This is a genomic window from Stygiolobus sp. RP850M (assembly GCF_037389295.1).
Taxonomy (GTDB): Archaea; Thermoproteota; Thermoprotei_A; order Sulfolobales; family Sulfolobaceae; genus Stygiolobus.
Map to the genome: position 1 here is coordinate 1 of NZ_JBBHKU010000035.1, position 18,365 is coordinate 18,365.

General features: G+C 39.2%; 23 protein-coding genes, 1 tRNA gene and 1 pseudogene. 13 read left to right on the forward strand and 12 right to left on the reverse strand.

Going from position 1 to position 18,365, the window contains the following annotated elements:
• Together WIW52_RS03350 and WIW52_RS03355 are read left to right on the forward strand one after the other, a co-directional pair.
• Window positions 1–216: pseudogene (locus WIW52_RS03350) on the forward strand (translation initiation factor IF-2 subunit alpha); the annotation flags it as partial.
• A complete protein-coding gene (locus WIW52_RS03355; protein ID WP_337708616.1) occupies window positions 213–383 on the forward strand; it encodes an RNA-protein complex protein Nop10 in 171 nt (56 codons plus the stop codon). The pseudogene WIW52_RS03350 and the gene WIW52_RS03355, both read left to right, overlap by 4 nt.
• 93 nt (window positions 384–476) lie before the next feature.
• On the opposite strand, the gene WIW52_RS03360 is transcribed toward WIW52_RS03355, so the two are convergent.
• A complete protein-coding gene (locus WIW52_RS03360; RefSeq protein ID WP_337708617.1) occupies window positions 477–2,753 on the reverse strand; it encodes an STT3 domain-containing protein in 2,277 nt (758 codons plus the stop codon).
• A 158-nt stretch (window positions 2,754–2,911) separates the two neighbouring features.
• On the opposite strand from WIW52_RS03360, the gene WIW52_RS03365 reads away from it, so the two are divergent.
• Together WIW52_RS03365 and WIW52_RS03370 are read left to right on the forward strand one after the other, a co-directional pair.
• Window positions 2,912–3,001 (forward strand) — tRNA-Ile (locus WIW52_RS03365).
• Between the two features lie 43 nt (window positions 3,002–3,044).
• On the forward strand, window positions 3,045–4,094 hold the full coding sequence (locus WIW52_RS03370) for a hypothetical protein (protein ID WP_337708618.1): 1,050 nt from the start codon (window positions 3,045–3,047) through the stop codon (window positions 4,092–4,094).
• Here WIW52_RS03370 and sucD read toward each other — a convergent pair.
• Genes sucD through WIW52_RS03390 form a run of 4 tightly spaced genes read right to left on the reverse strand, consistent with a single transcriptional unit; the run spans window position 4,063 to window position 7,592 of the window.
• Complete coding sequence (sucD, locus tag WIW52_RS03375; RefSeq protein WP_337708641.1) at window positions 4,063–4,914, reverse strand: succinate--CoA ligase subunit alpha; 852 nt, start codon at window positions 4,912–4,914, stop codon at window positions 4,063–4,065. The two genes, WIW52_RS03370 and sucD, sit on opposite strands and share 32 nt — an antisense overlap.
• Entirely contained in the window at window positions 4,902–5,915 is a 1,014-nt protein-coding gene (locus tag WIW52_RS03380; RefSeq protein ID WP_337708619.1) for a succinate--CoA ligase subunit beta, read from the reverse strand. Before WIW52_RS03380 ends, sucD begins: the two co-directional genes overlap by 13 nt.
• Window positions 5,902–6,615, reverse strand: coding sequence for an endonuclease III domain-containing protein (locus tag WIW52_RS03385; RefSeq protein WP_337708620.1), 714 nt, complete (start codon window positions 6,613–6,615; stop codon window positions 5,902–5,904). The genes WIW52_RS03380 and WIW52_RS03385 overlap by 14 nt, the downstream gene beginning before the upstream one ends.
• Entirely contained in the window at window positions 6,612–7,592 is a 981-nt protein-coding gene (locus WIW52_RS03390) for a UDP-N-acetylglucosamine--N-acetylmuramyl-(pentapeptide) pyrophosphoryl-undecaprenol N-acetylglucosamine transferase (protein ID WP_337703025.1), read from the reverse strand. The genes WIW52_RS03385 and WIW52_RS03390 overlap by 4 nt, the downstream gene beginning before the upstream one ends.
• A gap of 37 nt (window positions 7,593–7,629) precedes the next feature.
• On the opposite strand from WIW52_RS03390, the gene thrS reads away from it, so the two are divergent.
• From thrS to WIW52_RS03405, 3 genes are read left to right on the forward strand one after another with little or no spacing between them, the layout of a single operon-like run.
• Complete coding sequence (gene thrS / locus WIW52_RS03395) at window positions 7,630–9,258, forward strand: threonine--tRNA ligase (protein ID WP_337708621.1); 1,629 nt, start codon at window positions 7,630–7,632, stop codon at window positions 9,256–9,258.
• Window positions 9,255–9,722, forward strand: a complete 468-nt coding sequence (locus WIW52_RS03400) for a methylated-DNA--[protein]-cysteine S-methyltransferase (RefSeq protein WP_337703029.1) — start codon at window positions 9,255–9,257, stop codon at window positions 9,720–9,722. The genes thrS and WIW52_RS03400 overlap by 4 nt, the downstream gene beginning before the upstream one ends.
• A gap of 31 nt (window positions 9,723–9,753) precedes the next feature.
• On the forward strand, window positions 9,754–10,443 hold the full coding sequence (locus tag WIW52_RS03405) for a nucleotidyltransferase family protein (protein WP_337708622.1): 690 nt from the start codon (window positions 9,754–9,756) through the stop codon (window positions 10,441–10,443).
• On the opposite strand, the gene WIW52_RS03410 is transcribed toward WIW52_RS03405, so the two are convergent.
• On the reverse strand, window positions 10,433–10,633 hold the full coding sequence (locus WIW52_RS03410; protein WP_337708623.1) for a hypothetical protein: 201 nt from the start codon (window positions 10,631–10,633) through the stop codon (window positions 10,433–10,435). The two genes, WIW52_RS03405 and WIW52_RS03410, sit on opposite strands and share 11 nt — an antisense overlap.
• Window positions 10,634–10,789: 156 nt before the next feature.
• On the opposite strand from WIW52_RS03410, the gene WIW52_RS03415 reads away from it, so the two are divergent.
• Together WIW52_RS03415 and WIW52_RS03420 are read left to right on the forward strand one after the other, a co-directional pair.
• Window positions 10,790–11,959, forward strand: a complete 1,170-nt coding sequence (locus tag WIW52_RS03415; RefSeq protein WP_337703034.1) for an FAD/NAD(P)-binding oxidoreductase — start codon at window positions 10,790–10,792, stop codon at window positions 11,957–11,959.
• A 46-nt stretch (window positions 11,960–12,005) separates the two neighbouring features.
• Window positions 12,006–12,635, forward strand: a complete 630-nt coding sequence (locus tag WIW52_RS03420; RefSeq protein WP_337708624.1) for a hypothetical protein — start codon at window positions 12,006–12,008, stop codon at window positions 12,633–12,635.
• Window positions 12,636–12,669: 34 nt separating this feature from the next.
• Here WIW52_RS03420 and WIW52_RS03425 read toward each other — a convergent pair whose 3' ends face one another.
• Entirely contained in the window at window positions 12,670–13,020 is a 351-nt protein-coding gene (locus WIW52_RS03425; RefSeq protein ID WP_337703036.1) for a hypothetical protein, read from the reverse strand.
• A 105-nt stretch (window positions 13,021–13,125) separates the two neighbouring features.
• Here WIW52_RS03425 and WIW52_RS03430 point away from each other — a divergent pair, with 105 nt between their 5' ends.
• Entirely contained in the window at window positions 13,126–13,890 is a 765-nt protein-coding gene (locus WIW52_RS03430; protein WP_337708625.1) for a tetratricopeptide repeat protein, read from the forward strand.
• Here WIW52_RS03430 and WIW52_RS03435 read toward each other — a convergent pair.
• Window positions 13,859–15,109, reverse strand: coding sequence for a phytoene desaturase family protein (locus WIW52_RS03435; RefSeq protein WP_337708626.1), 1,251 nt, complete (start codon window positions 15,107–15,109; stop codon window positions 13,859–13,861). The two genes, WIW52_RS03430 and WIW52_RS03435, sit on opposite strands and share 32 nt — an antisense overlap.
• On the reverse strand, window positions 15,106–15,570 hold the full coding sequence (locus WIW52_RS03440; protein ID WP_337708627.1) for a PaaI family thioesterase: 465 nt from the start codon (window positions 15,568–15,570) through the stop codon (window positions 15,106–15,108). The genes WIW52_RS03435 and WIW52_RS03440 overlap by 4 nt, the downstream gene beginning before the upstream one ends.
• On the opposite strand from WIW52_RS03440, the gene WIW52_RS03445 reads away from it, so the two are divergent.
• On the forward strand, window positions 15,554–16,177 hold the full coding sequence (locus tag WIW52_RS03445) for a hypothetical protein (RefSeq protein WP_337708628.1): 624 nt from the start codon (window positions 15,554–15,556) through the stop codon (window positions 16,175–16,177). The genes WIW52_RS03440 and WIW52_RS03445 overlap by 17 nt on opposite strands.
• Here WIW52_RS03445 and WIW52_RS03450 read toward each other — a convergent pair.
• Complete coding sequence (locus tag WIW52_RS03450; protein WP_337708629.1) at window positions 16,114–16,470, reverse strand: GIY-YIG nuclease family protein; 357 nt, start codon at window positions 16,468–16,470, stop codon at window positions 16,114–16,116. The genes WIW52_RS03445 and WIW52_RS03450 overlap by 64 nt on opposite strands.
• A gap of 36 nt (window positions 16,471–16,506) precedes the next feature.
• Here WIW52_RS03450 and WIW52_RS03455 point away from each other — a divergent pair, with 36 nt between their 5' ends.
• Together WIW52_RS03455 and WIW52_RS03460 are read left to right on the forward strand one after the other, a co-directional pair.
• Window positions 16,507–17,109, forward strand: a complete 603-nt coding sequence (locus WIW52_RS03455) for a hypothetical protein (RefSeq protein ID WP_337708630.1) — start codon at window positions 16,507–16,509, stop codon at window positions 17,107–17,109.
• Window positions 17,110–17,152: 43 nt separating this feature from the next.
• Window positions 17,153–17,485: a helix-turn-helix domain-containing protein gene (locus tag WIW52_RS03460; protein ID WP_337708631.1), complete on the forward strand. Its 333-nt coding sequence runs from the start codon at window positions 17,153–17,155 to the stop codon at window positions 17,483–17,485.
• A gap of 4 nt (window positions 17,486–17,489) precedes the next feature.
• Here WIW52_RS03460 and WIW52_RS03465 read toward each other — a convergent pair whose 3' ends face one another.
• Window positions 17,490–18,044, reverse strand: coding sequence for a hypothetical protein (locus tag WIW52_RS03465; RefSeq protein ID WP_337708632.1), 555 nt, complete (start codon window positions 18,042–18,044; stop codon window positions 17,490–17,492).
• 3 nt (window positions 18,045–18,047) lie between these two features.
• Window positions 18,048–18,329, reverse strand: a complete 282-nt coding sequence (locus WIW52_RS03470) for a winged helix-turn-helix domain-containing protein (RefSeq protein WP_337708633.1) — start codon at window positions 18,327–18,329, stop codon at window positions 18,048–18,050.
• Between the last annotated feature and the right edge of the window lie 36 nt (window positions 18,330–18,365).

Sequence of the window (18,365 nt, forward strand, 5' to 3'; positions counted from 1 at the left end):
ATAGAGAAGATAAGGAAAGTTTTCAGCGAAGCTGTTAGTAAATTTGAGGACAAAGAGGAGGAGATCAGGATTTACACAATTGGAGCACCTAGGTATAGGGTCGATGTGACCGGTACTGATCATAAGCAGGTCTCAATAACCTTACAAGAACTAATAGAAACTATGAAAGAAATAAGTCAAAAAGAAGGAGTAACCTTTACAGTGGTTAAGAAATGAAGTGGAAACTTAGGAAATGTCCTAGGGACAAGATATATACTATGAAAGATATATGCCCTATATGCGGGAATAAGACAGTAATTACATCACCTCCGAGATTTTCCCCAGAAGACAAATACGTGAAATATAGGATAGAGCTTAAAAAGGGGATAAAACTTAACTGTTAATTTTATATGATTTTTTATTATTTTTCTGTTTTATTATTCACTCGATTTTAATTGTGTGTAAAATAAGAAGAAATTAAGTAAAAATCTTTAGCTTTAAGTCCCGTTTACTACCACTGTTGGAGGAATAATGACATAAGGTTCTACGAACTGATATATTAATACAGCGATGTATACCTCAGCTACACCTCCTAAAGCAGGTACTGTTCCTACTGGATACAGTGCTATGTAAACAGGCTTAAAGTACAACATATTCACTCTTGGTATAAAGTTAGGATTTATCTGCCCAGAGAGTATGGAGTTTAAGGAGAAGCTGAACGGAGCTGCAACGGGTCCCTGATTTAAAGACTGAAGCCCTTCTACGAACATGTTTACAATTAACGAGTTATAAGCCTTAGGAGTCCATGCCATTGGCTCCGAATTCGCTATTATCTGTGCTAATTGTGTTGCTTGTGGTAGACCCGAAGTTTCTAGTGAGAATATAGTGGAGTTAATGTATGATACGTTCACGTATTCGTTTAAAGGATATCCTGCTATCGTAGTCATAGCTCCCATAGCCTTAGCTATATCACCTAAGCTGGTCGTATATCCTATAAACGTGCTCGGGAAATTAGACGGATATCCAATAAACCACATACTAGTACCTGCACTACTGTTTACATAGAGAGTAACAGCATCGTATGCAACTATGTAAACTGGGTAAGTGTAGTTAGGACTACCATAGGGATATAAGTGGAAGTCTTTCTCTAATACATTAGCTGCAAACGTCTCGTTATTAAGGAACATCTCCGCCATCATTTTGATTTGAGTACTGTTCAACGTGTTGTTCTCGTCTATAACGCTCCTATTACCTACGGTCTCTATCCAATATCCGTAGTCCCACCAGCTCAATATAAACGCATTATGAGGAGTATTGTGATTTATCCAATCTAGCGCCGATACCCATGCATAGTTTACTATTAAATAAGGAGTAGCAGCATTCAGAAGGGATGGTGGTTCGTAACTTACCTCTATAGCGATCCCTGCATCCGCCAACAAAGATACTCCTACGATTGCTAACATCAAAATCGGAACTAGTCTAATTTTTTTCTCCATGAATTTACTAACTATTTCTGAAACTCCCACACCTGCTAACGCGGCTACTATATATGCGGTGTAATTAAATAGGTAAGGCTGTTCTGATGTTCCGTAAATGCTTGCTGCTCCGAGGACTAAGAGCCATAGACCAGGTAGTTCTTGTCTTTTTACAAGGATGAAGTATATACCTAAAATCGACAAGAACAATGAGATTCCGAAATCTTGTATCATTGCCGTAATTGGCTGCGGAATGTATTCGGCTACAGTCCTATCTATAGGAACTGAGAACTGGAAGAACGGGTTAACAATTGCGTAATATCTTGAAGGTATTGGACTTTTCCCTATCGCTGCTAATCCTAGAATTCCTAATGATACTATGAACACTATAAAGGCCCCTATTATTATGTTCTTCGAATCCATGATTTCCCTCGGTAAGGTCCTCCTTAAGTAGAGTTCGAGATATAGGAATAACGGGATTATTAGTAAAGAAAGACCGTGAGCAGCACCTGATAAAAATCCAATGTTGTTCGGTGCAAATGACGTTAAGAACCCTGAAGTTACAGCCAATAAGGTTAAAGACTTAGCTGTTATTTCATCATTTTTGTTAAGAAGTACTAATAAAAATGCCGCTAACGCTAGGCTTAAGTCTATGTAAGTATAACCTCCCCAAGTTATATTCGCTAGGAAGATCATTACACCTGCAGGTATGCCGTATATGGTTTTCTTCCTCTTTATCGCTAGTGTCATAAAGTATATTGCAAGTAAAACAAATGTAGCTCCCCATGAGGTCTTAGGTAATCCACCGAGCAAATTCTTATATGTTAGGGACGGTGATACGGCTACTGCTGCAGCTGCTACGTAAGCACCCACTCTATTTTCAGTTATTGCGTCAACTGCAAGAAACGCGGCTACAACACCTATTGCATCTAAGACAATGTCTGACACTATAGCTACAGTATAGACAGCATTAGCCCCAAACTGAGAGAAGAACGGCATGGAAAATAGCGCTACTAACCAAGGTAGACCTATTGTATTTCCTAGTTCTATGAAATATCCCCACGGGAACCACCCGTGGACATCTGGAGGTACCGCATACCAGTTTCCACCTTGCTGAGCTATTAGTAATGCGTTATAGAATAAGTACCATGGGTCAAACTCGTTTACCGATTGGGGAAAAGCAGTAGCACTTATTATCCTTATCACAATGGATACAAATACGAGTCCAGTAACGACTAATGTATCGAGAATCTTGAATTTATCAAACTTCAGTCTTTGGACAGTTTTTGTAGACTGCATCGTTTTCATAAACCACAGTATCTTATATAAGCTTAATCCAGATTATACAATATTTGATGATGATCGATGGGCGGCTAGATATGTGATGAAGCTTTCAAGGTCTGATAATCAGGAGAATAAGTCTTAAAAATGATAGTTTAAGACTATATTAATAGTCTGGGCCCGTAGCTTAGCATGGTAGAGCGCCCGGCTGATAATCCCGGTGATCAGATACCGGGAGGCCGTGGGTTCAAGTCCCACCGGGCCCACATATGGATTAAACTTTAATCAACTGGATTAATGCATAAAGTGATGGTCGAAAAAATAGTCCTTTACGTGTTTCTAATACAAGGACTGGTATTATCATACACGATATCTTCCTATATTTCAGGAGGAGGTCAAATCTTTATCTCGAACTATAACATGACAATGCAGTGGCAAGATCAAGGAATAGCCCTAAATATAACCGGTAAAAGCACTTATTACCCTACTCCTCTGGTGAAACCTCAAGTAACCCCATATAATGAACAGGGCGAAGAACCTACGTACTATTTCTTTTTATATAGAGACGAGACTGGTGGGTTACAGTTCATATTATTCTTTACCAACTTTACCCTGACTTCTGCTACTGTTAATGGGACTAGCATTCCAGCTATCAAGTTTTATAACGGTAACTCTTACCTGATTATTTCAGCCCAGTACGGTTTTCCGATTAAGGGTGTAGCATATAATTACATATCTTCTCTCAGTCTTCAGGCTAATGATAACATATCCATAATTATGACCGGGATTAATCCTCTTCCTCCTCTAGAGAAATCAGGGTCTTTATACAAACTTACCTTGAAGTTAAGCCCTAATGTAACAGAAAGTGTTTATGTGGTAACTCCACAAGCCAATATTTCCGCGAAATCCGTAACACATGAGTTAGAGAACAAGACATACTCTCTAGCGGCTATTAATTTGGAGTCTAAAGATTATATTACTGTAATTATGCCGATAGATGAGTTTCCCTTAGTTGAACCGACAGGCACAGTGATTGTTAATGGGTCAAATTACTTCTTCAAGATGAATGAGTCGACAACTCCTTTTGGTACTTATTATCAATCTATACCGGGTAATACATCAAACCCGTATATGGGGTTTACGATAGGGAAATACTTCCTCCTTGTATTCCCTAGCGGCGGGAACATCTCAATAATACTCCAGAACTTGGAGAATCCGCTAGTAAGTTATCAAGTTACGGACTTAAGTTCCCCATACTATCCCTTTACTGAGTTTCTACAACAGTATTGGATAGTCCTAGCTGTGGTAATAGTTCTTGCAGTAGTAGTTACAGTAATTTTAAAACATCGTAGGGGGTAGTAGCTACCGGTATACCAGCCTCTTTGAACGCTCTTATCTTACTTTCAAAAGTCCCCATACCCATGTACACTACCGCACCCGCATGACCCATCCTTTTCTCTTTCGGAGCCGTCATCCCAGCAATATACGCTATTATTTTCTTTGATATTTTACCCTCCTTCTTCATTTTCGCTACCTTCTCTTCCATAGTACCTCCTATTTCCCCGATTATAACTATTTCTTCTGTCTCCGGATCCTTGTCAAACATTTCAACCACTTCATCTAAAGTAGTACCTACAATCGGGTCTCCTCCTATCCCTATTACCGTTGATTGACCAAAATCTCTCTTTATTACTTCAGCTATCTCGTAGGTCAGTGTACCGGATCTCGACACGATCCCTATCTTACCTTTTCTGAAAGCCCTAGGCGGGAAAATCCCTAAATTCACTTCTTCAGGAACTATTATACCGGGGCAATTAGGTCCTATTATCCTACTACCCTTAAGCTTCGCATATCTCTTTACCCTGAGCATGTCCATGACCGGAATGTGTTCCGTTATGGTTATTACCAGAGGTATACCGTTGTCTATGGCTTCAAACAGTGCATCTATAGCGAATTTAGCAGGGACAAATATTATACTTGCATCGACTTCATGTTCCTTTAATGCCTCAGCTACTGTATCGTAAACCGGTACACCGTAAACCTCAGTCCCTCCTTTTCCGGGCGTGACACCCGCAACTATCTTAGTGCCGTAATCCAACATGTGCTTAGTGTGGAAGCTTCCCTCCCTCCCAGTTATACCCTGAACTAATACCCTAGTATTCCTATTTACGAGCGTAATGCATCACCTATGCAGGTTATAGGGTCTTCATATGCTGATATCCCTCTCTGGGAAAGTAACTTTCTTCCTTCTTCTTCATTGGTACCTACAATCCTAACGTAGATAGGGATCTTCACCTTTTCAAGGGCTTTGATTATTCCCTGAGCCACTTCGTCACATCTTGTTATACCGCAGTAGATATTCATTACTATCTTCCTGACCTTGGGGTTTTTAGCTAGCCTAACTATCGACTCCTCAACCTTGTCACTTCCTGCACCGCCACCTATATCTAGAAAGTCAGCCGGATTACCTCCCATCAATTTCACCATATCCATCGTTGCCATGGTCAGACCTGCACCATTACCTATGATCCCTATGTCTCCATCTAGTTCGACATATGAGTCGGTCTTTTCGTAACTCCTACCGAACTTCTGCAATAAGTCTTGGTGCCTGAACAAAGCGTTGTCCTCTAAGATCACTTTCGAATCTAATGCTACTAGACCGCTTTCAGTTACCGCCAAGGGGTTTATCTCTGCAAGCTCAGCTTCGAACTCGGTTACTAATCTGTAAAGACCTTGAATAATAGGTTTTAACCCTTTCACGTCCAAATATTTCTCGACCTCGAGTACGTCGAAATCCCTTACTCCCCTCTCAATCGGGATGTGAAAGATCCTAATGTTTTTAGCTTTCTCAACATCTACCCCTCCCTCAGGAGAGACTACTATTATAGGCTCTGCTGCCTCACGATCTATAAGGCAAGAGAGGTAAATTTCCCTATAGTGTGGGATATACTCCTCAACTAGGAATTTACTTACGCCTAATTTTTGGAGCTCGAGAATTGTATTGTACACATCTTCAGTTACTCTCACTAACCCCTTCTTCCCTCTACCACCCTCAAGGATTTGGGACTTAACAACAGCCTTCCCGTCCCACTTTATCGGCTTGTCTGTTACCACACCTCTTGGGACGGAAATTCCAACCAGTTTGAAGATCTCTTTTCCTTCATATTCATAAAGTTTCATTACGATTCACATTATAATATTTGCAGAATTCTTTAAATACACAACTATTACATTTTGGCTTAGAAAAACAATAAAGTTTCCCCACCGTCACTATCCCTGCGTGGACTAGTTTCAACTTATAAAGGTCTTTCCCGACAAGTTCCTCAACGATCTCCTTAGCCTCTTCTCTGGTAAGCTCTACATTAAGTACTCTGCTCACCACTCTCTTAGCGTAATTGGAACGCGGGAATACGGGAATATTACCTGCAAAGAGTAGCAACGCTTCTGCAGTCTCGTCCCCGATGCCCTCTACGTCCTTCAGCGATTTCTCGTCCTTAACTAGTTTTTCAACACCTATTTTTGACGTTATTTCAGATAGTACCTTCAACCTCTTGGCTTTAGTTCTGTAGAAGTTCACTTGCCTAATCAGTTCAGCAATTTCCTCTTCACTCAATTGACTTAGTTTCTCTAAACTGTTTACCCCTTTCTCCCTCATTTTCAGGAGAACCTTTTTCACTGTTTCCCATTTAGTCATCTGAACTAAAATTGAGGAAATTAGCAACTCGTCGACAGTCTCTACTCCATCCCACCACTTCGGAGATTCGGCATCTGCTACTATCCACCCTGCTCTTCTCAACAAATCGACGTTCTCTTCCAGTATCCTAAGGAGCTCAGTACGCAGTGACCTCTTCACCTCATCGGTTAGCGCTCGTCTCATCATGGAAGCTCCTCCAAAATCCGTTTAACTAGATTGGGAGTCCCGATCTCATATTTTTTAGGAGGTTTCACCTTTTTAATTGCTTCAGTTAACTCTTCAACGGAATCCCACTGGGACGGATCGTCTAGGAAGGTAGCACCTAAAATTTCTGCGTAACGTTTAGAGTCTTCTTTCGTAGCTGCGTATCTCCAGTCCTTGTTGTAGACCACTATCGTAGGTTTCTTATACATTACCACGGATTCCATTGCTGTTTTACCTTGGTGAGTTATCACTAGAGATGCTTCACTTATGTACTTCTCCAGCTCCGTAGAGAAGGAAAAAGCCCTGACACCTCTCTTCGCGTATTGTTCAGGAGGTACTCTACCTGTTTGTATTACAACTTCTTTACCGAGGTCTAAACTGACCACAATGTCGAACAGTCTTTTAAAACCCATCGTCCCTGTAGTCACTAGAACGTAACCGTCATCTTTCGGAGTGTATTTCGGCTTTTCGACTATAGGTCCAACGACCATCCCTTTTTTAGGGTATAGACCTTTCTGTTCCTGCCAATGGAGAAAGACGTTTTCTGCGAAGTTTGATAATATTGATACTGTTTTACCTCTAGTCACTATCCTATCCTGACTCTCAATTACGAAGAGTTTACTTCCCTTGACTCTCTGGGCTAAAGCTGGAAAAAGGGAGTGATTTGAGCCCGTCGCGATGACTACTTTATATTTCTTTATTTTCAGACTTTGGGCTAACACGTGAGGTAGATTTGTTATAAGAGCAACGTTTCCCTGATTGGGTTCTTTAGCCTTTTTAACGTAATAGAATTGACTGGAAAAGGGTTTAAGTACTTCCTCACTGTACTTATCGTTCTCGGGTATTACAAAGTCAACTTTATACGAGTTACTGCTTAGCGAGAGGTACTCTGCGATAGCTCTTGCAAAACCTGTATGCCCTCCCCCGCTGGCTATGATCAGGACGTCATTATTTTGCATTAAGCTATTTTATTTGCTTCAGGATAAAATGGTATCCATGGAAGAGTATAAAAACGTCTGGCTGAAGGCAGGGATAATATACGCTCTAAACCTAGCCGAAGCCGGCCTAAAGCCCGTAGAAGTAGGGTTAGGAGAAAGGGATTTTTACGTTGACATAGAGTCGCAGACTACGTTAACACTTGACGAAGCCAAGAAGTTCGCTAAATATAAGAAATTCAATTTCCAGGTGAAGGACGGAGAAGTAGAGTACAATGGTATGAGGATCAGGGTTAGCGGTGGTGAAATAGCTCAGGTAGAACCTCAGTATTTTGAGATCTTGAATATTTCAGTTCACCACCCCACTCCTGAGTTACAATACGTTAGGATCAGGGGTGTTGGGTTTGAAAAAGAGGAACAACTTAAGGACTACCTAAGCTGGTTGGAGAAGGTTTCAGAGTACGATCACAGAGTTATCGGTGAAAAATTAGACCTCTTCAGTTTTCCAGACGAAGCTGCTCCGGGAGTAGTCCTATTTCATCCTAACGGGCAGACAATAAGGAAGGAGTTAATGAGGTATATGGAGGAGATAAACAACAGTATGGGTTACAAGGAAGTTTACACTTCCCATGTTTATAGGGCAATATTGTGGAAAATTAGCGGTCACTACGATCACTATAGAGATAAAATGCTGTTGTTTAAAATGGAGGACGAAGAACTGGGAATAAAGCCTATGAACTGTCCTGCACATATTCTTATATACAAGAGTAAAACAAGGAGCTACCGTGATTTACCTCTGAGGTTTTCGGAGTTCGGTCATGTTTATAGATGGGAGAAGAAGGGTGAGTTATACGGTTTATTAAGAGTTAGGGGTTTCACGCAAGACGACGGACATATATTCCTACGTGACGATCAACTCAAAGACGAGATTAAGATGTTAGTAAAGAAGACTCTTGAAGTCCTATCAACCTTCGGCTTTAAAGAGGACGACGTCAGGATTAATTTGAGCACTAGACCAGACGACAGTATAGGTACTGATGAACAGTGGAATAAGGCTACTGATGCTTTAGTTTCTGCACTTAACGAGCTCGGTCTGAAATACGTAGTTAAAGAAAAGGAAGGAGCATTTTACGGGCCTAAGATAGACTTTGACATCAAGGATAGCCTACAGAGGTGGTGGCAGTTATCTACTATACAAGTTGACTTCAATCTACCGGAAAGATTTAAGTTGGAATACGTTGACAAAGACGGAACGAAAAAGAGGCCTGTAATTGTTCACAGAGCCATTTACGGCTCCATGGACAGATTTATGGCAATTCTCTTAGAGCACTTTAGGGGTAAGTTACCAACCTGGCTATCTCCTATTCAGGTCAGGGTATTACCGATTACTGAGGAAGTAGATGAGTATGCAAACGATGTAACGTTCAAGCTCAGGGAGAAGGGAGTAAGGGTTGATGTTGATAGTGGTGAGGAGACCCTATCCAAGAGGATAAAGAGGGCTTACGATGAGGGCATACCGTATATTGTTATAGTAGGAAAGAAGGAGATGGAGAAGGGAGAAATAACTGTGAGGGCTAGAGGTAACCTCGAAATAAAAGGGATTAAGCTCAATAGCTTCCTTTCAGCGTTACTTGAGGAGATAAAGAATAGAGATTTGAGCCAGAATAATACAATAAGTAAACTCAAATGATAGTATACGGAGTGTATAAGAGCCCCTTAGGGACAATTACTGTTGCCAGAAGTGAAAAAGGGTTTATAATGTTAGATTTCTGTGAATGTGTGGAAAAGGAGTTATTGGACAATTCTTTTTTCACAGACTTCTTTCATCTACTCGATAAGTACTTTGAAGGTAAGGAGGTAGATTTTTCAATGGAGCCCTTGGACATTAATGTTAATACCTTTAGGCGGAGAGTGTTTAACGAGACAAGAAAAATTAAGTGGGGACAAGTGAAGACTTATAAAGAGATTGCAGATACATTAAAGACTTCTCCCAGAGCTGTAGGAGTAGCCCTATCTAAGAATCCCGTGTTGTTGATTATACCTTGTCATAGGGTAGTAGCTGAAAACGGAATCGGCGGTTACTCAAGAGGCGTTGAACTAAAGAGAAAATTACTAGAACTAGAAGGAATAAAACTAGATAAAGAAAGCAAATAACCTTAAAATCTGTAAAACGTGAATATAAATAATGAAAGCTGTAATTTTAGCTGGAGGTTTTGGTAAGAGGCTCAGGCCCTTAACAGACGAGAGGCCCAAACCCCTTATCGAGATAGCAGGTAAACCGATTATTGAGTGGCAGATAAAGTGGTTGAAAAAATTCGGAGTTACGTCCGTGTTTGTTCTTGCAGGTTATAAGAAAGAGGTTCTCATCGATTGGGTGGCAAAAAATCAAGATAAGTTAGGAATACCTATTGCAATTCTCACTGAGGATCAACCTCTAGGAACGGGCGGTGCTATAAAGAGGCTTAATGGATTTATATCAAACGGGGAAAAGTTCTTCGTTTTAAACGGGGATATCCTAACTAACCTCGACCTCTCTAAGCTGGGGGACGATAAGGCTGTAGCTGTTATATCTTTAGTACCTCTGAGGAGTCCCTTCGGTATAGTTAAGGTAGACAGCAATGGAAATATAATACAATTCGTCGAGAAGCCAGTTTTGAAAGATTTTTGGATAAACGCTGGAATATATTCTATGAACTCAGAGATATTCGAGTATCTTCCTGAGAAAGGAGATATAGAAAAAGAAACTTTTCCTTTGTTAGCTCAAAAAGGTCTTCTTAAGGGGATAACTTTCGATGACGTATACTGGAGATCAATAGACACGTTAAAGGACTACGAAGAGGCTAATGCGGAGATTACAGAAGTGTTTAAGGATTAAGTATTAAGTCAACTTCTTCGCCTTCTTCTTTTAACCACTTGTCTAAAGTCTTTTCAAGACCCAGATCCCTTAAGTCGTTTAGTAGCTTTTTGGCCAATACTTCGAAATCCCCCTCACAGTCCAGCGGTATGTTATATTTTATTATCTCAAGCACTATTCTTGCTATATTCATTGCGTCTTGTTCATTCATGCATAATTTGTTCATTAAAGAGTCAGATAGAGATGCATGAAACTATTAGTGAAAAATAATGATTATGCCAATACAGATCGATTTAACTTTAAAATAGTTTTCTCGACGTCGTAATAATTGTAAGTTTAATTAAAGTGAGAAAAAGATGTATAATCAATGAAAAAGGTCGTAATCGTTGGTGGCGGAATAGGTGGAATGGGAGTTGCAAATACATTGGTGCAGAAACTGAAGAACGCAGAAATTACCGTTATAAACAAGGATGACTACTATATATCGGGACCTAGTAGACCACTCATTTTAACTGGCGAGCAGAAATATAGTAGAATCTTGAGAGGCTATGAAGAGGTAGGAAAGAGTGGAATTAAAGTAGTTGTCGGAAATGTATACAAAATAGACCCTGCGAATAGAAAAGTCTACTTGTCAGACACGACCTTTAACTCAAAGAAAGAACTAGATTATGACTACTTAGTCTTATCCCCCGGAATAGTATTTGACGGCTCTTCAATAAGTGGTTATGAAAAGTATTGGTGGAAGAACACTACAGTCTATGACCCCGGTAGGGTAAACGTCCTTAAACAAAGGCTCTGGACTGCTGAGAGCGGTAGTATAATTATTTACGCACCTAAAGCCCCTTACAGATGTGCCCCTGCCCCTACTGAGACTGCTATGTTAGCTCACACAGTTCTGACTAATAGAGGTGTTAGGGATAAATTTAAGATAATACATATTGATGCTAATGACAAAACTCAACCCCCGGTAATTGCTGACGTAGTTAAACAAGTTTATGAAAAAGCTGGGATACAACTAGTCGTTAACCAAGAGATTACGGAGATAGGAGAGAATTATGTTGTGACTAAGAGCGGAGAAAGGTACGAATATACTATACTCGCAATGTTAGAGCCTAACAGGGCTCCAAAGTTTATCGAGGAAGCAGGGTTAGGTTCGCCTTTTGCTGAGGTGAGATCTCCTCAGGATTTGAGGAATCCAAAATACGATGATATTTTAGCAGTGGGAGATGCAGCTAAGTTACCCTTCCCTAAGAATCAAGAGATAGCGTTTGAAAGTTCTCAGTTTGCTGCAAATAAGATCCTTGAGATGGAAGGAATAAGTGAGAAGGTCCCCGTGCAATACGCGTTTGTAGGCTGGGCTTACTTAGGGAATTTAGAGGGTAAGCTGGAGACTTTGAGCTTGCAGTTCCAGTTAGACTTGACAAAACAACCTCCTGCAGCTGCCAAAGACCCTCAGTTAAAGAGGGAGTATACGATACAAAAGGACAATTGGGAGCAAGCGTATCTTACAAGGCTCTTCGGATACAAGAGCGAGTAATAAAAAGTCAGTTTTTTATTTTTCCTTGCCACAACCTTCTCCCGTTATGAACATAGCGATATTCTTAGCTTCTTTAGGGATTTCACTATTAGAGCTCTCAGAAGCGGGTGCTGTAGCGTCAATATACCACGGAATTTACAAGAGTAACGTACCATTTCTATACGCTACGTTAGGTGTAATAACAGTGTTGATCCCTACATTCGCGTTAGGAAAGTTTATTTACCTTCTACCGTTAAATTACGTCCTTATCGGATCGGCAATAATATTGTTCTATTTCGGCTATAAGTTGTTGCGCAGTGCTAGAAGGTATTTTAAGGGAGTTAAAAGGGCTAAAGGAAATGATGAAAAGAAGGAGGGAGTAGTTGTGGTTTTTACAATCTCGGCTGTTGAAGCATTAGAGGCTGCATTGGTGATGATAGCACTTATGGGTGAAGATTATTACGCCTCGTTGCTTGGCACTATCATAGCCTCGATTATAGTGATAGTTCTCACGTACACCTTAAAATCTCAAATTGCGAGGATAAGGCTTCCTCATATGAAATTCTTTTTATCCGCTCTACTTTTCAGCCTTGGTACACTATGGTTTAATGAGGTATTTATAGGGTTGAACGATTTATTCCTACCACTGTTCTTCTTAGGATTTTTAGTTTTTAATTACATAATAATAAAGATTTAAAAACAAAAATTAAAAAGAAAATAAGTGAAAATTTTTACACAAAATACCTTCCTCTGACACTGCGTTTGCCTAATTCAGGCTTTCTCTGATTTTCAACTTTTTTAGAAACTTCACTTTTTTGTGTCCCCAACTTCGTCTCTTTCATTATAAAGTAGTCCCTTATTCTCGCTAACGCTTCCCTATAATCTTTTACGCCCTTTAACATCTCCGCAAGTGTATTATTCCCTATATATCTTAACCAAGCTACTATGTGCCCTTGTTCTAAGTGCCAGTTCACACATGCCGGGTCTGTAGCACCTATCCTCATTATTTCTTTCTCGAGTTCTTTTTCGTTATGCGCTACTCCGACTACTCTATCATATGACCTGAAGTAGAAAGGCTCCATATTCTTTTCCTTGTAAGTGGAAGTGTTATAAACAAAGAATCTACATAAAGAATGACATGTATCAATGATCAGATATTTAGCCTTATTTTGGTAAATAATAAATTGATGAGTGAGATTCAAGACGCATTAAATGCATACAAGCAAGGAAATCTTAATTACGCACTGAGAAAGGTTCAAGAAATAATCGAGAAATCTCAATCTCAGGAAGCGTATAATTTACTCGGGAAGATTCTAAAGGAAATGGGGAAGGACGAGGAAGCCCTTCAAGCTTTCTTGAAAGCAGGTAACAGAGTTGAAGCTGCCAGAATTTATTTACAACACGGTTTGTATAGGGATGCATTGAACCAGTTAAAGGACTTAAACGATAAAGAGGCGAGGATTTTGAGGGCTTTAGCTTATATAAAACTCGAAGAATACGAGAAGGCTAAGGAGGAATTAACGGGCATAGAAGATAACTCCCCGATAACCCTCAAGGCAAAGGGCATAGTGGATTATTATATGGGAAATTATTACGATGCGTTAAGGGAACTTAGCTTAGCAATAGAGGCTTACCCTTATGACGCTGAACTGTTTTATTACAGAGCCCTTACTAAGACAGAATTGAATATGGATCCAGAAGAAGACTTGAACACCGCTATATCTCTAAACCCGTATTATGCAGAGTTATACTATAATAAAGGAGTTGTATTAGAGACTAAAGGTAAGATAGAAGAAGCTATTAAGTTCTACTCTAGGGCTATAGAGGTTAAGCCTCAGCTGGTTAAAGCTTATTACAGAAGAGCAAAGGCTCTAATGAAAATGGGAAAAGAAGATGAGGCAATGAAAGATATTGAGAGATTTAACCAGATAAAGGACTCAGGATCAAGTTAGCCACGTTATATGCGGGGATACCAGTTACTTGACCCCCTGGATAAGTCCCAGCACTACACAAGTATAAGTTCTTGTATTTGGTAATGTAGGGCAGTCTCTTTTCAAATAGGAAATCATCAGTCATGGGTAAGTGGTTAAGGTTACCAAAGGGCAAATTATACAATTGTTGGCTTACTTCACCGTCTATTTTATCTATGTATAGTATATCTTCATCCTTGATTCCCAGTAACTCCTTAACGTTTTCCAGTTCACCCATAGTCTCTAGGACGATACCGTTTCTAGTCTTGTCTAAATATGACGGAATAAGAATCTCTCCCACCTCAGTATCGAGTAATGAGTATTCGTATCCCTTTAACGGCTTTGGTATTCTAGGATAATTCCTCAGAATTATGTTGTATTTTCTCCACCTCGAGACCGGTAATTTAACGTTAATGCCAAGTAAGTTGTAAAATACGAGAGGACTGGTCGCGATCACTACGACATCAGCTTCATACTTTTTACCGTTAACTAAAACTGCCTTAACTTCGTCGTCTCGAGTAATAATATCTTCTACACGGGAGTTAACCCTGAATTCCACCCCTAACTTCTCAGCGTATTCTGCGACCTTCTCAGCTACAGTCCCCATCCCTCCCTCGACTAAAGCCCAATCCGGAGAAAAATAATAGGCTATAACGTAAGCTGAACTCTTCTCCATTCCGTGATAGATAAAGAAGTAGTGGTAATCTTCCGAGATGTATTCTGATAACAGCTTTTTTGCAGGAGTATCAATGAACTCGCTTAATCCCTCCTTTTCAGCCTCTTCCCTAATTTCCTGCCTTGTTGGTGGGGACTTAACGAATGTGAATTTCTTATTTAACAACTCTTTGAACTTCAATAGCTTTTCCTCGAATTCAGGATACTTTTTCTCCCCCGCCTTAACTAGTTCTTTTACCCTCTTTTCCTTATCCCTCCAAAACGGTATGGCTTTTCCGTTAACGTAAAAGGTCTGAAATACGGCTCCCTTTAGTATAGGTATCCCAAACTTCTTTATCAAAAATTCCGGCATTAACCCCAAGACGTAAGAAGCCCTACTTATCTTTACACCTTTAATTTCTACGGTATCAGTCATCCCTCCCAGCTTGTCTCTGGCTTCAAATAAAGTAACTTTAACCCCTTTTTCTGCCAATAACGCCGATAAAATTAACCCGTTATGACCCCCACCAATAATTGTGACCTTCACTTTGAAACACTCCTCCCTCTTAATATATACCATGTACCTAAAGCCTTAGCTCCTAGAACGTTATTCTTGTCATAGAACTCTATCTCAACGACTACAGCAGTTTTACCAGCCCTTATTATTTTCCCGACGCATCTAAAAGGTCCGTCTTTCATCGGCTCAAGAAAGTTTATTTTTAGTTCTTGTGTTACTTGATCATCACCGTCGTTAACAGTCATATTCGCCAACCCTCCCGTGTAATCAATAGTACTCATAATAGCTCCTCCGTGTAACACTCCTCCTATTCTCAATACGTTTTCGGAGTAATTTAATACAGTTTCTGCATATCCCTTATCAATTTTGATAACTCTCAATCCCAAGTAACTGAATAAGTTTTCTCTTGACAAGATCTTGTTTATCCTATCCACGTCAAAAGTTTTTACTATCTCGATCTTATTATAACCTTGAATGCTCTCATCTGTCATACAAAACTGTATACTATTAACTTTACAAAAAGTTTCGGTTAACTTTTGCAATGTATATTCCTTAGAAGTATGGGACAAATTAGTAGAGGGTAAGACGGGAAACTTCGTGATAGTAGGCAGAAGTGAAGGTGAAAGGGGAGAAATCAAGTGGTATGACCACGAGGTAAAAGGCAGATTAACGCTTAAAATTGACAGAGGTACCTTAAAGGCTTATTTCCAAGACGAGGAGAAGGTCATTAATTTACTCGACCTAGGGTACATCTACACATGGGTTAGCGAAAAGATTTCATCCTCTAGTAGATACATTGGCTTGTGTCAGACCAGCAAAAGGAGAGGAAGAATAGAGGTTACGGTTGTGAAAGGCATAGATGTATATACTTCGCTGGACAAGGAAAAGATAGACTTTATCCTTACCCAAATTTTCGGAGAGGGAGTTAAACTACTCAAGGTCGTTATTTCTGACGACTTTAAGCACGTATATTTACAGTTTTTCAGGAAGGGCGTATACTGGTTCTCGGAAATGGATAGACTTGCGTTAAAACATCAATCTTTAGCTAAGGAATTAATAGACCTCAAGAAGGAGATCATGTCTACCTTAAACAGATGAGATGGGTATTCAGTATCATCTGAGGAACCGAAACCTATCACGTATTCGTATTTATCGACGAGCCTTCTCACTATTTCCTTCTCGCTTAAAGGGAGAACGAGAACCGCTATTACTTCACAAAGTTCTGAAGAAGCAAAATCTATGTGCCAATGCATTTTCCTCTTTTCCTTACTCATATGTCTGGAGACCCTCTTAGCACAGTTCGCCCCACAAGAACCGACGTAAGCATAGAAACCCTCCTCTAGGTGGAACTCTTTAGACTTAGTCCTGATATCGCCTTTACGGCAACTCAAAAAAACGATATATCCCTTCATACTAATTTAATTCACGTGAAAGTCATAATTGAACATTTGGAGCCTGAGCTGTCTAAGTGGATCCTTTACGAGTATGAAAGTGCTCATAATATTTTAGGTGATTATGTGCTCATCACTGGCGTAAAGATAGACGGTATACCTAGTACTGAAAAGAGGTTTCATGAAGTATTAGACCCTACTAAGGTGGTAATATTAGATCCGTTTGCAGAGGAAAAGTTAAGTAGGAAAGATTTGACGGAAAATGAAGCTATAATTATTGGAGGAATTCTTGGAGATCATCCTCCGAGAGGCAGAACAAAAGAATTCCTCTCCGATAATTTCCCTCAAGCTAAGAAGAGGAATTTAGGAAAAGACCAGTTCACGATAGACAGCACTGCTCTCTTGATTAAGGAATTACTTCTTGGCAAGAAAAAAGTCAAGTATACCTTTATGCCTAAGATTCTCTGCAAATATAAGGAGGCTGAGAGCGAAATAGACTTACCTTTTGCTTATGTCCTTTTAGATGGTAAACCATATATCTATCCCAAACTTTTCTCTTTCTTAACTAAAGGATTAAAAGAATGTATTGTAAATTTTGATAATGTAAAAGAATTTGAAATTGTAGAAAATTCAGTATAAACTTGATAAATTTTTATTAAGGAAAAAAGTTGTAATTATATCAATGAGCGAGAAACTGAAAACTAGTAAAGAAGTAATACGATGTTGCTATAAGATATCCGATACCGACATTGACTGTTTATTTAAATTGATAGAACTGGGAAAGCCAGTGACATCAGAGGAACTTTCAGCACTGCTAAAGATGAGTAAGACAACTGTCGAGAACAGCCTCAAGAAGTTGATAGATGTAGGGCTTGTGGTGAGGGAGAAAGGGGATGAAAAGAAGATAGGGAGACCAAAATATTATTATGAGGTTATATCTAACTATATGGAAAAATTAAAGCATGATTTAACTGAATGTTCTAGAAAGATTCAATCAAGCATGTCTAATTTTTAAAAAGTCAGCTTTTAACGTAATTCTTTAGAGTATTTTTAACTTTTTCTATCTTTTCAACATAGTAAAAAGAATAGAAGAGAAACAGAAGAGAGTCTACCTCAAAACCTAAGCTTAACCCTAGAAAGAGAAGAGATAAGGGTTGTACAAAAACCAAAACTAGAGAGGTCAATGCTGTAACGTTTAGAATTATTCCGTTATGGTAGTAGTGTTTTATACGAGTGTAAAATGTATTTACAACATCTACTATATTTAACGTATCTAGCAAAGCCTTTAGGTTACCCTTAAGGCTCGTTAGTTTCTCCTCAACAAAGTACGAGGTTAAATCTAATGCTGGTTGTATTCTTAAACCTACCATTAATTCATCCAGTAAATCTTGTGCCTCGTCTGCAGATATAACATCAAGAAATTTTTTAAATGAAATAAGAGATACTAAGGACTTTATTCTAGGCCATTCTTTCTCTAGCTTTCTAATCTTAGAATTAAGTATTATGTATTGAAAAAGTCCGTTTATTCCAGATGTTATTGCAACTGTAAAAGGCAATAATTCTATTACATTCATATGCTATAATTCGTCTGATAACTCATTAATAAGTTCAGCCAATTTAAATTCTAGTTCTCTAACCCTTCTTAATTTCTCTAGCACTTTGTCTCCTTCAGGAGTAATTCTATAACCATTTTCAGTCTCTTCTAAGTATCCTTTACTGATTAGATAGTCAGTGTACTTCTTCAGTATAGTAAAGCTTAAATTTGCATTTTTCATTATAGCAGATTTTGCTGTGTGTCCTTTTTCAACGAGGTCTAGAATATCACTAATGATCTCAAGCTGGTCTCTTTTACTCCTCATACATATAATAAAGTATAACCCGCTTGTATAAAAACT